A 12,405-nucleotide genomic window follows, 5' to 3' on the forward strand; every position below is an offset into this window, starting at 1 on the left:
ATGGCAACACTCCCTGGCGGCACCGCCGTGGCTCCGCTCACCCCCCTGGATCCCGAAGCGACGGCGCTGTGTCACCGGCTGGCCGGCCGCGTCTTTCCCTGGGACATCACCCGCGCCCTCGAGCTGGCCCTACTGAAAACCTTCTGCCTGCCCTCGATCTCGGCACTGCTGAGTCAAACCGGTGAGTTCGAACAGCGGCCCCGCAAGCGCTACGACGACACGGGCCTGATGGTGGCCGAGCTGCTGCGCCACGGGCCCGACAGTCCCGAGGGCCGGGCGGTGATCAGGCGGCTGAACCGCATCCACGGCCACTACGCCATCGCCAATATCGACTTCCTTTATGTACTCTCGGGCTTCGTGGCCGAGCCAATCCGCTGGCTGGAGCGCTACGGCTGGCGACCGCTCTGCCATGCGGAGCAGCAGGCGCTGTTCCGCTTCTGGCGGCACGTGGGAGCCCAGATGGGCATTACCGATCTGCCGGCCACCCTCGAGCAGCTGCTGGCGCTCAACCAGTGGGTGGAAACCACGGTATTTGTCGCCGCCGCCAGCAACCGCCAGGTGGCGGACGCCACCCTGGCCATGCTGCTGGCGGACTGGCCAGCTGTCCTGCGACCGCCGCTGGCTGGGCTACTGCGGGGGGTACTACCCGAACCGGTGACCTCCAGCCTCGGTTGGCCAACGGCGCCCGGCTGCCTGCAACCGGCCCTGGGGCTGGCCCTGCGGACCCGCAGCCGGCTGCTGAATGGCTGGCAGCGGCTGCGCCCGCTGCGCCGGAGCCGCTTTTACTCCGAACGGCCCACCCCCACCTACGGCCGCCAGTTCCGGCTGGAACAGCTGGGGCCGCCGCCCCTGCTGGAGCAGCTCAACCGGCCCCGTTGGAGAGGCCAGCAGCGACGCATCGGCCTCACCGGTGGCATCGCCAGCGGCAAGAGCACGGTGGGGCGGCTGCTGGAGACCCGGGGGTTGCCAGTACTTGATGCAGACGTCTACGCGCGGGATGCCCTGGCGCCGGGAAGCTCGGGCGCACGGGCGGTGCGGGGTCGCTTTGGCGAGCGGGTGCTGGCCCCGGAACAGGGTGCCGGTGAGGCAGCAATCGATCGGGCCGCTCTCGGCCGGATCGTGTTTGGTGATGCCGACGAGCGGCAGTGGCTGGAAGAGCTGATTCACCCGATCGTGCGGGAATGCTTCAGCGCCGAACTGGCGCGGCTGGCTGATGCCCCGGCCGTGGTGCTGGTCATCCCGCTGTTGCTCGAGGTTGGCCTAGAGGAGCTCTGCAGCGAGGTATGGCTGGTCGACTGCGACGAGGTCCAACAGCTGCAGCGGCTTATGCGGCGCAATGGCCTCAGCGAAGCGGAAGCCAGGGCCCGGATGGCCGCCCAGTGGCCGCTGGAGCGCAAACGGGCCCTGGCCGATGTGGTACTCGACAACCGGGGCACAGACGAGCAGCTGAACGCGCAGGTGGCAGCGGCCCTCGGCCCTGCGGCGGGGCCGCCAGGATCAGATCCGCCGGCTGCCTGAGCCGCCAAGGCCAGCCGGGCAGCGCCCAGCAGAGAGGTCTCAGCCGCGCTGGGGTGGGCGGGCCAGTCGTCGTGGTCACGGCGGGCCACCAGGGCGAGATCGGGCTCAGGCCCATTGGCGGATCCGAAATCGAGCGGGGCCTCAACCCACAACTAAAGGGGCTCCAGGCGCGGCAGCCAGGCAGACCTCAATCGCCCTGATCAGCCGGTGCGCCACCGCCGTGTGGCGAACAATCAGGCCCAAACTGGGGCAGGAGTTATTGATTGTGGCGTACTGCAACATCCCATGGTCTCCGTCACTGTTGACGCAGCAGAAAACCGAACGGCAGCCGATATACTGGTGAATGACAACTGGCTTGTCGCCTTATCATTGACATACCGATAGTCCTTGTTTTGGTAAGCACCGGCCCCTAAGCACCCAGCTCAAAGGTGGTGCGGGCGGACGAGCCAACCACATGCTCCGGCGAAATGTGGAACAGGCGCCATCAAAGATCAGGCAGCCCAGATCCAATGCATTAACCCTGGGTAATCAAGATTGAATCGAAGAGCCAGCAAGACCATCATAACGGCCAGACTTAAAAAACAAGCCGCAAGCAACGATTGGAACGCTGGGTTGTGCCATCAACTATTCGCGAGCAAAAATCATATTCCAGTCTTCCTTCATGTCCACCACACACCAGCCGTGGCTGGGGGCGGCTGCAAGGGCCTCAACGAGCTTTCCGGTGCTGGTCGATTTGGCGGCATAGGCATATTCGCGCTCGGGGTCGGTGTGGTGAACAAGCAGGCCGAGACTGGGGCGTGGGTTATTGATTGTGGTGTACTGCAACATCTCATGGTCTCCGTCACTGTTCCCGCAACACAACGTCGGACGGCGGCCAATGAACTGATGGATGCCCACTGGCTTGCCCCCCTTGTCATTGACGAACAAATAGTCCAGGGTTTTGGTGAGCACCGGGCCCGCTGCGCCCAGCTCAAAGGTGGTGCGGGCAGTCGAGCCAACCACCTGCTCCGGCGGGATGCCATATACCCGCTCCACCCAAACGCGCATGAAGTCAACACCACCTCCAGAAACAATGAAGTTTTTGAAGTTATTGGCCTGCAGATAGCGCAGGAGTTCCTGCATGGGCAAATAGGTAAGTGAGTCGTAGGGCCTGTCAAAGCGCGGGTGCCTGGCCGACACCAACCATGCCTCAACAGTCCTACGAAAAGCATCAACGGACATGCCGGCATGGGTGAGGGCCAGGATCTGCAACAGGCCTTCATAGCCGGGCCCCTCCAGCAGCTTGGCAAGGTCGCCAGCCAGGGCGGCCTGCACCATTGGATCAGCGGCAAGATCCGGCTCCCGGGGAATGCGCGAGCTGAGTTCGTCTATGGCAAATGCTGCCTGAAAGGGGAGCGGATGCTCCGGCCAGAGGGTGCCGTCATTGTCGAAAACAGCGATGCGTTCAGGCAACGGCAGGAAGTCTGGCGAGCCTACATCTGTGATCCGGGCGATATAAGCGAAGATCGCCTCCTTGGCCGGGCCCTCGTTCCAGGAGGGGAGGGGATCACCAGTAGTGGGGGGCATAAAAGGGTCTCAGGGGATCACCATCCTGAACAATGGCCGGCAGGGTTGGCGACTTCCGGCTTGAACCGGCTACGCGCCCCAGGCCAGCAGCGCCGCATCGGCCTCACCGGCGGCATTGCCACGGGCAAGAGCAGCGTGGACATGTTGCTGGAGGAGCGGGGCCTGCCCGTTCTCGATGCCGATGTCCTGCCCGCCAGGCCCTGGCACCGGGCAGCATGGGCGCAGCAGCCGTGCTGGATCGCTACGGGAAGGTAGTGCGCGGGCCCAGAGCGGGGGCAGGGATCGATCGGGCCGCCCTGGGGCGAATCGTTTTCGCCGATGGCAAGGAGCGCCAGTGGCTGGAGCAGCTGGTGCACCCGATCGTGAGGGCCGGCCTTGAAGCGGCTCTGGCGGAGTTGGCCAGCGCACCGGCAGTGGTGCTGATGGTGCCGCTGCTGTTTGAAGCGGGCCTGGAAGGGCTGTGCAGCGAAATCTGGCTGGTGGACTGCGACGAAAGCCAGCGGCTGCAAAGGCTGGGCCAGCGCGATGGCCTGGGCGAAAGCGAAGCCGGGCCCGCATCGAGGCCCAGTGGCCCCTGGCACGCAAGCGAGGCCTCGCCGACGTGGTGATTGACAATCGGGGCAACCCGGCGGATCTGCCCTTGCAGGTAGATCAGGCAGCTTTGATCCAACTCATCAGGGCTGGGTAATCAAGAATGAACCTGATGGCCAGCGATATGAGCATGACCGCAAGACTTGCAAAAACAAGCCGCAAACTGCTATTTGAACGGTTCAGCAGCCTTAGATCATCACCCTGAGTTTGTACAATTTGGCGAAAGTTTCCGGCAGCCTGGCGGAGCTGATATGCCGCAAAGAAAGCAGCCAAGGTCAACAAGGCGTCGTCGAGAGCTTTGATCATGAGCGCCACTTTGCCGCTTGCGATCACATTAAAAAGGAATGATGCATTGGCGATAGCGAATACGACGAGCGCCAAAGCCGAAATAACACAGTATTTGGCAAGCGAATTAAAATGCCGATTTTCGGAAGCACCAAATTCAAACTGATTCTCAGCCAAAAGATTGCACAAAAAGACAGGCCTTTTCTGGCTTGCTTTGGCCATAAACCTTGGCCATAAATGGAAAAAGTAACCTTACTTAAAATGCGCTTAGGCGCTCAACCGGAACGGGGCTACAACAAATATCGCACCCGCCCCGCGAGCGAAGTGGTCAGGATCTGAACACAGCTAGAGGCCAATATTAATCCAATTAGGTCAATATTAGCTGGCTACCTACGGATGCGGCGCAGGCTTGCAAAACGTTGGCAAGCGCCTGCGGCTGCACAACAGCGCAATCCACTACTTGCTGATCATGAATCCAACCGAACCGACACCTAGACGCAGCCGCCTGCAGAAAAAGATCGAACTGACGCTGGAAATGGGGCTCTGGCGCTTTCGGCTGATTGCGATCGTACCGGTGGTGATGAGCCTGGCGAGTACCCTGCTGACTTTTGAGATTGGCACGCGGGATATTTTTAAATCAATCAAATTCTTCTTTTTTGCCCCTGATACCGCGAAAGTCGCCAACACAGCCCTTGCAAGTGTGGTATCCGGGATCGACTTCTACCTAATCGGCGTCGCGTTCCTGATCTTTGGCTACGGCCTTTATGAGCTATTGATTTCCGAGATCGATGTCTACCGCGCCGGCTCTGATACAGATAACAGCGGCGGCCTCCTCGATATTCGCAGCCTCGATCACCTCAAGGAAAAGCTAGTAAAAGTGCTGGTAGTTGCATTAATAGTTTCAGCGTTTAAGTCGATGATCACGATCCCGCTGACAGACGTCAAGATTATGATTTACTTCTGCTTTTGCGTTTTAATCCTGGCTTTAAGTGGCTTTCTGATGACCTACAAACCAGCCAGCAAGTCGTAGATTTGAAAACGATGTTCCCGTTGTGGCCAGGCAGCTAAGGGTGGCTCTATCGGTCACGCCATCGGCGCGAACGGATTGATCAAGCTGATGGTGGTGTCGCTGAAGTGGCGCATGTTGCGCGTGGCAAGTTGGGCCTCGTGCGCCAGGGCGATGCCGGCGATCAAGGTGTCGCGCAGATCCACGGGCCGGCCCTGCCTCTTGCGCTGCGCCGCCAACTCGGCGGCCTGCTGCGCGGCGCGCGCGTCTAGCGGCGCTATCCGCTCCTGGATCAACTCGGCAATCAATCGCTTGAGGGCAAGCTCCAGCTTGCGGCGCCGGCTGGCCTCAGGGTGTACGGCCGCTCCGTAGCGCAACTCAAACACCACCACACTGGGAAGCCACACCTGGCTGGGGTCCAACCGATCGAGCCAGGCCACCACGGCGGGATCGGGGCACTGCAGCATCACCGCCGACACCACATTCGTATCCAGCAGGATCACGCCTCGAACGGCGCCGAGATGGCTTCCACCCCGCGCCACTCGGTGATCGGTTCTTCCAGCCCGGCATCGGCGAAGAGGGCTGCCATGCGAGTGCCGAGCCCTGCGGCGCCCGGGCTGGACTCCTCGTCGCTAGTTAGGGCTTGCTGAGGAACCGATATCCATTGCGCCGCAGTTGATTCCAGGGATGGTCTCACGTTAAAATGAGCCTAATGGAGCCATTCCTGGCTTAGAACAATCTGCTGACACGCCAATGTACGTTTTTCAGCACGCAGGTCAGCTATCGATCGAGGAGTTTTACACGCCCTTCGGCGGCAAACTAGATCCTAATAATCGCTGGCTTCTGCTTCGTAACCTGATTCCATGGATGCCGCTGGAAAGCCAGTATGCACCCCAATTCAGTGCCAAGACAGGAGCACCGGCCAAGCCGTTTCAGATGGCGTTCGGTGCGCTGTACATCCAGCAACGCCTGGGAGTGACAGACCGCGAAACAGTTCAGCTGATCACGGAATCACCGTATCTACAATTTTTCATTGGCTTGAGTGCATACCAGGCAATGCCCCCGTTTGATCCATCGATGATGGTGCATTTTCGTAAGCGCATTGGCCCTGATCTGATCAAGATCTGCAATGACATGACCAAGGCCAATGGCATTGCGATGATTAAAGAGATGCTGGTTTCGGCGGAGGAGGATGATAGCGAACAAGAAGAGGAGCAACAGCTTGCTGCCATCGACGAAGCGCTAGGGGTGAAGCCTGCAACGTTGGATCCTGAAAGTAACTGGGGTACTCTGATTCTTGATGCAACCTGCGTGCCTGATGACATTCCCTACCCAGTAGATCTGAGGTTGCTCAACGAAGCGAGAGAGGCCACTGAGAAGATCATCGACGAACTGTTCAAGCAGTTGCAGGGAAAGATCAATCGTAAACCCCGCTGCAACCGGGATAAAGCTCGGAATCGGTTTCTGGCGATCATCAAGAAGAAAAAGCCCAAATGCGCCGAGATCCGTGAAGTCAAGCGCTTTCAGCTCAACGAGATCCGGAGAAACCTCAGAGCAATTGATCAGATGATCCATTGCGGTGCCATGCTTTTGGAGCTTGGAACCCAGCTCTACCGCAAGCTGCTGATCACCAGTGAACTGTACCGGCAGCAGCAGGAGATGTATGACGCTGATAGCCGGCGCATCGACGATCGGATTGTCAATTTGTCAAAACCACACGTGCGGCCGATCGTGAGGGGCAAGGCGGGAAGGCGAACAGAGTTCGGTGCGAAGATCTCAATATCAGATGATAATGGCTTTGTCGATGTGGATCGAATCAGCTGGGACAACTACAATGAAGCCAACGACCTGATCGCACGTACCAAGCAATACAAGGAAGAGCGAGGGTACTATCCAGCACGAATCTGTGCCGATTCAATCTATATGACATTAGGCAACAAGAAGTTCTGCGCAGAAAATAACATCAGACTCAGTGGCCGTCCACGCAAGAAGCAGGTAGAGGCCGAGGTGCAGACAGCAGAGCAACAAGAGCTTTTTAAATCAGACTTGAGAAAGCGTTCCGTGATCGAGGGAAGAATCGGAACGAGCAAACGGAAATATGGACTGGATCGGATCATGACCAAGCTGATTGAAACATCAAGAACGGTGATCACGATGGCGTTCTTTGTGATGAATGCCGAGAAGGTTCTCAGGCTACTGCGCCTCTTATTATCTATTCTTGTCTCTGTGTACATCCTGATGCTCTATTTGCTCGCCTCCTGGCGCCGTCCAGCGCTTCTGTGGGCTGCTTAGTCAGCTTCTAGGAGTAAAATTGAGGTCACCAGCGCTTGGCGCTGCAGGCTGAGTCGCGGCCCTTGGCGCGGACGAAAAACCCGCGAATGAAATTCAGCAAGCCCTAGTTACAGCTTGGGCCAGGATCAGCCGAGCCTCTTCTTCCATGCTGCGGCCATGCCGCCGAGCTCGGCGGCGCAGGGCCTCCTTCACGACCCCATCAAGCTGGCGCACCAACAGCTGAGCCACGCCCCACTCCGCTTGCCTTGCTATCACGATAGCAAGTGGGAAGGATGGTGTCAGGGCTTTCGTTCAGATCACATCGGAATCGCTCGTACAGGGGGGGGTGCGGGCTCGGTCGTGGAGTAAGGAAAGTGCGTCAGGCCAGCCGTTGATCTAGCCGAAAAGGCTCCTGGTGCACCAGCGCCACCTGTGGCATGGCCGGATGTAAGGGGTTGAGCAGCAGGTTGCGAGCCTGGGGCACCACCACCGAGTGCAGCACAAGTCCCAGTTGCAGGCCATCCCGCAACCAGACGCCACCAAAGGCAGCGCTGACCTGGCCATGGGGGATTGCAACAGACGCCGCACCTGGCCGGCGCCGATCGCCGTACGGCAGTGCTGCAGCGGGCTCCCTTGATGCAGCAGCGGGTGGGGAGCCTTAAGCCAGGCCTCCGTGCTGGCTGGCTGCTCAAACACCCCGTAAGCCCAGATCAGCGGCATGGGTGACGCGGCGAATCAGATGTTCTGAGCCAGCCAGGACGCCCACACGTTGAGCGCTCACCCCGCCCAGATTTCGGCCAGCTGCAACTGCAGCCCAGGGAACTCAGAAGTTGCCTCCAAAACCTGCACCAGCTCCCGGCGCTCGGGTTCTCCGCTGGCAGGCCAAACCTCCACTGCCTGCTCATGGGGAATCAGCAGCCAGCCAAGTCGAGCACCATTGGTCTGGTAGGCCGCCATCTTGCTGCGCAAGGCCGTCAGGCCGCGGGGACCTGAGTCGCTGGGGCTGGCCAGTTCCGCCACCAGATCGGGGCAGAGCGGAGCGAAACCACGCCGCTCATCCGGGCTGAGGGCCTGCCAGCGATCGAGGTGCAGCAAGGAGGCATCCGGGCTGAAGACAGATCCATCTGGGAGGCAAAAGCCCGTTGAACTATCGAACGCCTTCCAGCCCCCCGCTCGCTTGGCGTACAACTTGAGCTGGAAGAACAGCTCGCCATTGCGGGAGCCGGTTTCGCTGCCTGTTGGGGTCATCTCAATCAGGCGGCCATCCGCATCGAGTTCGAGCACCGCCTCCCGGTTCTCGGCGCACACCAGCCCAAACTGCTCCGGCGTGAGGCGCAGATCCCACGGCAAGCGCAGTGCGCTTTGGGGTCGGCTGGTGGTGAGGGTCATGTCCCCAAACCTGCAGAGATTTCAGCGTAGCGAGAACGGCAACCAGCGCCGTCTGATCCGGTCCAAACTGCCTCCATGGGTTCAGGGGGGAGTCTCTCCTCGCCCCCGCCATCTCTTCCACCTTGACGTTCATCCGGATCACGGTGGTCAAAGCCGCCAGCATCCGCTCGGTGAAGGTGATGGTTGGGCACTCAAAGCAGCCCGCACTCCTGTTCGTTCGAGCTGGGTCGCCTGGCGGCTCAGGGGGAAGCCCCTCCGGGTTCACCCCGGACGATGGCCGCAGGTGGCCAGGCTGTTGGGACAGCTGGCGATCACCGGCGCCGAGCTCGGCAGGTTGCTTGCCTGCCGCCGCTGAGACAGGGGTGGAACTGTTGAAGAGGACACCCCTCGCCTGGGTCGGCGAAGATTGTCTTTCTGGCCCTCCTGCCGCGGGGGCTCACCACCTTCCTGTTAGCTCTGGCGGCTCTGCTGAGGTTTTATGGCTCCTCCAACTCCATCCCCATCCCGACGGTTCCGCTCACCCTGTTGGGTTGGAGCCTCACGGCCTTTCTCCTGGCGTCAGCGGCTCTCCTGGCTGATCTCGGCCTTGAGTGGAACCGTGGAACTCGAGATCGAGCTGGCCAAAAACGACGAGATCGACGAGCTTTACTACAATATGCTTGCCTCATTCGCCTCGCCGAATTCCAGCTCGAGCCAGGAGAGCCCAGCCGAGCCCGGCTGAGGGAAGCGGCAAAGCTGCTGAGTGGCATCCTGGAATGGATGGGGGACTAGATCACATCGGTCAGAAGCAATAGGGCGTTGGCGGCTCAGGGGGAAGCCAACCGCCATGACAATTTGGGCGCCTCCCTGAATCTGTACAGCTTGTACAGATTCCTGCACAGTTGCAAAACAGGGGGGGCGCTTCGACAGCGGGGTCAGATCAGGAGCTGCTCGTGAGCGACTTTGTGATGGGCAGCGGCCTTGCACAGGCCGCGGTCAAAGCTGGCCATTTGCAGGTTCAGCCGTTGGCAGAGAGCCAGATGCAGCGCATCCCCTGCCCGCAGAGGGGGCCCTTGAGTCAGACAAAACCGGGCGGCTACCTCGAAATCCTCGGCTGTCAGCGGCAGGGAGGTGTCGAGGTAAAGGCGCCTCAATAGCGAGCTCCCTCTCGCATGCTGGCGAAATCACTCCCTTTGTGTAGGGGTTGGGCCCTCGTGTTGTGTAGGGGTTGGGCCCTCGTGGCAGCCAAAAAAGCTTCCAGATCAAAGCCCGCCGCAGGCTGCTCGGTCGCCCGGGTGATCTCCACGTCTTCACCTGCTTCCACGGCAACCAAGAGAGCCGAAAGCTGAGCCTTGGCCTGCGCCACGTTGAGACTGCGCATTCCATGAAGAGTTGGTTAGATAACCAAATTAGCGGTGGCTGTCTCGGCTGGCGTGGGTTCAGGCACTCATCCGCTTGATAAGGATCGGCATCGCCAGCCGGTACACCAGGCGCGAGTGTTCGTCCAGAACGGGGCGATGGTCGCGGGGGTGCAGGGGCTAGCGGCCTCGGGGTTCGTTCCGGCTGGGGCGCCTCCCTGAATCTGTACAGCTGTACAGACTCCTGCACAGTTGCAAATCAGAGGGGGGGAACGAGGCATTGCGCATAGAGAAAGGCAGGTCAAGGCCTAGTGTGCCGTCCCGGAGATTTGCGAGCAAAGTCGCTGGAGCTTCTCCAGGATTGAGTCGGCGTGGGCGGTCCACTTGAACGGCACCTTGGTCTTGTCGTAGGCCGCCACGAACTGCTCGATCTTGTTGATCAGCTCTTTGACGCTCGAGAAGCTGCCGCGCCGAATCGCCTTCTGGGTGATGATCCCAAACCATCGCTCCACCTGGTTGAGCCAGGAGGCGTAGGTGGGGGTGTAGTGGACGTGGAAACGAGGCCGCTGCGCCAGCCAGGCCTTCACTTTGGTGTGCTTGTGAGTGCAGTAGTTGTCGACGATCAGGTGCAGATCGAGCTCCTTGGGCACCTCCTTGTCGATCCTTCGCAAGAAGCTGAGGAACTCCTGGTGCCGGTGCCTGGGCTTGCATTCGGCGATTACCGCACCGGTGGCCACATCCAGTGCGGCGAACAGGGTGGTGGTGCCGTGGCGGATGTAGTCATGCGTCACACCTTCCACGTAGCCCAGGCCCATGGGCAACAGCGGCTGAGTGCGGTCTAGGGCCTGGATCTGCGTCTTCTCATCAACGCAGAGCACGACAGCGTTCTCGGGTGGATTCAGGTACAGGCCAACGATGTCGCGGACCTTCTCAACAAAGAACGGATCGGTCGGCAATTTGAAATGCTTCTGCCGATGCGGCTGGACCGAGAAGGTCTGCAGCCAGCGGTGAACGGTGGTTTTTGAAATTCCTGTGGCGGCTGCCAGAGAACGCGCTGACCACTGGGTGCTGCCATCGGCGGGCTTGGTCTGCAGGGCCCGGTTGATCACCTCGGCCACCTTGTCGTCCTCGTAGGTGCGCGGCCGGCCGGGGCGGAGCTCGTCGTGCAGACCTTCCAAGCCCAGCTCCCGATATCGCTTGCGCCATTTGCCAACGGTCATTCCGGTCAGGCCCATCCGTCTGGCGATAGCGGTGTTGGTTTCACCAGCGCCGCAGGCCAACACGATCTGGGCGCGCTGCACGATCGAATGCGGCAGGGATCGGGAATGGGCAAGGGCCTGCAACTGCTGAACTTCGTCCCCTGTGAGGACCAGCGGCGGCATCGGACGGCCGACGGCCATGGAAAGACTCCCCCGGGAGACACTTCATATTCTATCAGTTATTTGCGGGACTAAACACTAGGTCCTGCAGGCCATACCAGAGCGAACGCTGGGGGCTGCCGCAGAACCGCTAGTTCACGTCCTCCACTTTGACCAGAACGTCGACCATCTCAGGCAGGTCATGGTGAGGGGTGGGAAGGTGTCAGTTAGGGGGCAGTTAGGGGGCAGTTTCCGCAGGGAACTGTGTGGAACCCCAACAGGCCATCGCCCTGAACTTCCAGCAAACGGTTGAATTGCGCTTTCAAAACCGCACTACCTGCATACCCATACTCATGGCGGCATCAGCCATAACTCCATCGGCAGTCGCGAGAATAGAAACTCCCAGATCAGCCGCCATCGTGAGATGCAGGGCGTCCAGTGTGCGTAGGGGATATTCCGGATAACGCGAGATCAGATTTGTTGCTTCGTCAAAACGTGCATCATCCAGCGGATAGCGTTGCAGCCAGCCTCGATCGATATCGTCGAGAAGGGCTGCAAACAGCACAGACTCGAGCTCAACCGAAAGATCTCCCATGCGCCGCCGCCGGCTCAGCAAGGAACGCATCTCAGTTACTGTGAGGCTGCTGATTACAGCTGAACCGAGCCCCTGTAGAAAAGCGACAAAAGCCTCAGAACCAGGCTCGTTGAGAAACCACTTCGCCAGCGCGCTGGTATCGAGATAGGCACGTTGCTCAGCGCTCATCACGGTCAACGCGGATCAGATCCGCTGAAGCAGTCTCTAACAACGGCATACGTTGGCGAAGGTCGGCATGGTCGGGGGGCCGGCGTTGCTGCGTCATAGGCAGAACCCGCGCGATCGGCTCGCCTCGCCGACGGATGACCAACTCACCCTCCGCAGCAACCAACTCGGCCAGCTGGCCGAGACTGGCACGCATCTCACGAATGTTGAGCTCTTTCACCCACGCCTCTCGTTGTGCTGCAATTTTAGCGGATGCAGCACATGCTCCGCAGCTGATCAGGCAGGGTCAGCGGGTCAGCGAAGAGTGTGTTGGTCGGTTGGGTA

Annotated in this window: 14 protein-coding genes and 2 pseudogenes; 5 read left to right on the forward strand and 11 right to left on the reverse strand. The window is 60.1% G+C overall.

Annotated features, from left to right (window positions below):
• Complete coding sequence (gene coaE / locus H8F27_RS18205; RefSeq protein ID WP_197152173.1) at positions 1–1,518, forward strand: dephospho-CoA kinase; 1,518 nt, start codon at positions 1–3, stop codon at positions 1,516–1,518.
• Between the two features lie 624 nt (positions 1,519–2,142).
• Here coaE (H8F27_RS18205) and H8F27_RS06050 read toward each other — a convergent pair.
• A complete protein-coding gene (locus H8F27_RS06050) occupies positions 2,143–3,084 on the reverse strand; it encodes an HAD family phosphatase (protein WP_197152175.1) in 942 nt (313 codons plus the stop codon).
• A 141-nt stretch (positions 3,085–3,225) separates the two neighbouring features.
• Here H8F27_RS06050 and coaE (H8F27_RS06055) point away from each other — a divergent pair.
• Positions 3,226–3,772, forward strand: a pseudogene (gene coaE, locus H8F27_RS06055) (dephospho-CoA kinase).
• On the opposite strand, the gene H8F27_RS06060 reads toward coaE (H8F27_RS06055), so the two are convergent.
• Complete coding sequence (locus H8F27_RS06060) at positions 3,736–4,182, reverse strand: hypothetical protein (protein ID WP_197152177.1); 447 nt, start codon at positions 4,180–4,182, stop codon at positions 3,736–3,738. The pseudogene coaE (H8F27_RS06055) and the gene H8F27_RS06060 sit on opposite strands and share 37 nt — an antisense overlap.
• Before the next feature lie 187 nt (positions 4,183–4,369).
• Here H8F27_RS06060 and H8F27_RS06065 point away from each other — a divergent pair, with 187 nt between their 5' ends.
• Complete coding sequence (locus tag H8F27_RS06065; RefSeq protein ID WP_231596547.1) at positions 4,370–4,990, forward strand: YqhA family protein; 621 nt, start codon at positions 4,370–4,372, stop codon at positions 4,988–4,990.
• Positions 4,991–5,043: 53 nt separating this feature from the next.
• Here H8F27_RS06065 and H8F27_RS06070 read toward each other — a convergent pair whose 3' ends face one another.
• The gene (locus H8F27_RS06070) at positions 5,044–5,469 is read right to left on the reverse strand and encodes a type II toxin-antitoxin system VapC family toxin (protein WP_231596548.1); all 426 of its coding nucleotides are present in this window, start codon (positions 5,467–5,469) and stop codon (positions 5,044–5,046) included.
• Between the two features lie 250 nt (positions 5,470–5,719).
• Between H8F27_RS06070 and H8F27_RS06075 the strand changes: the two genes are divergently transcribed.
• Positions 5,720–7,258, forward strand: a complete 1,539-nt coding sequence (locus H8F27_RS06075) for an IS5 family transposase (RefSeq protein WP_197149060.1) — start codon at positions 5,720–5,722, stop codon at positions 7,256–7,258.
• Between the two features lie 93 nt (positions 7,259–7,351).
• Here H8F27_RS06075 and H8F27_RS06080 read toward each other — a convergent pair whose 3' ends face one another.
• From H8F27_RS06080 to H8F27_RS06090, 4 genes and pseudogenes are all read right to left on the reverse strand, one after another.
• The gene (locus H8F27_RS06080; protein WP_197152178.1) at positions 7,352–7,486 is read right to left on the reverse strand and encodes an Arc family DNA-binding protein; all 135 of its coding nucleotides are present in this window, start codon (positions 7,484–7,486) and stop codon (positions 7,352–7,354) included.
• Positions 7,487–7,616: 130 nt separating this feature from the next.
• On the reverse strand, positions 7,617–7,853 hold the full coding sequence (locus H8F27_RS18210) for an RES family NAD+ phosphorylase (protein ID WP_370594500.1): 237 nt from the start codon (positions 7,851–7,853) through the stop codon (positions 7,617–7,619).
• Positions 7,823–7,957, reverse strand: a pseudogene (locus H8F27_RS18215) (MbcA/ParS/Xre antitoxin family protein); the annotation flags it as partial. The gene H8F27_RS18210 and the pseudogene H8F27_RS18215, both read right to left, overlap by 31 nt.
• Positions 7,958–8,014: 57 nt before the next feature.
• Complete coding sequence (locus H8F27_RS06090) at positions 8,015–8,626, reverse strand: Uma2 family endonuclease (protein ID WP_197152182.1); 612 nt, start codon at positions 8,624–8,626, stop codon at positions 8,015–8,017.
• Between the two features lie 598 nt (positions 8,627–9,224).
• Here H8F27_RS06090 and H8F27_RS17970 point away from each other — a divergent pair.
• A complete protein-coding gene (locus H8F27_RS17970) occupies positions 9,225–9,347 on the forward strand; it encodes a hypothetical protein (protein WP_255517743.1) in 123 nt (40 codons plus the stop codon).
• Positions 9,348–9,540: 193 nt separating this feature from the next.
• Here H8F27_RS17970 and H8F27_RS06095 read toward each other — a convergent pair whose 3' ends face one another.
• From H8F27_RS06095 to H8F27_RS06110, 4 genes are all read right to left on the reverse strand, one after another.
• Positions 9,541–9,759 carry a PIN domain-containing protein gene (locus H8F27_RS06095; RefSeq protein WP_197152187.1) on the reverse strand — a complete coding sequence of 73 codons (219 nt, stop codon included), beginning with the start codon at positions 9,757–9,759 and terminating at the stop codon, positions 9,541–9,543.
• Between the two features lie 512 nt (positions 9,760–10,271).
• A complete protein-coding gene (locus H8F27_RS06100; RefSeq protein WP_197151357.1) occupies positions 10,272–11,363 on the reverse strand; it encodes an IS630 family transposase in 1,092 nt (363 codons plus the stop codon).
• 280 nt (positions 11,364–11,643) lie between these two features.
• Positions 11,644–12,084, reverse strand: coding sequence for a type II toxin-antitoxin system VapC family toxin (locus H8F27_RS06105; RefSeq protein WP_197152188.1), 441 nt, complete (start codon positions 12,082–12,084; stop codon positions 11,644–11,646).
• A complete protein-coding gene (locus tag H8F27_RS06110; protein WP_197152194.1) occupies positions 12,074–12,301 on the reverse strand; it encodes a type II toxin-antitoxin system Phd/YefM family antitoxin in 228 nt (75 codons plus the stop codon). Before H8F27_RS06110 ends, H8F27_RS06105 begins: the two co-directional genes overlap by 11 nt.
• Positions 12,302–12,405: the final 104 nt, after the last annotated feature.

Origin of the sequence: Synechococcus sp. CBW1108 (assembly GCF_015840335.1) — a bacterium.
GTDB lineage: Bacteria > Cyanobacteriota > Cyanobacteriia > PCC-6307 > Cyanobiaceae > Cyanobium_A.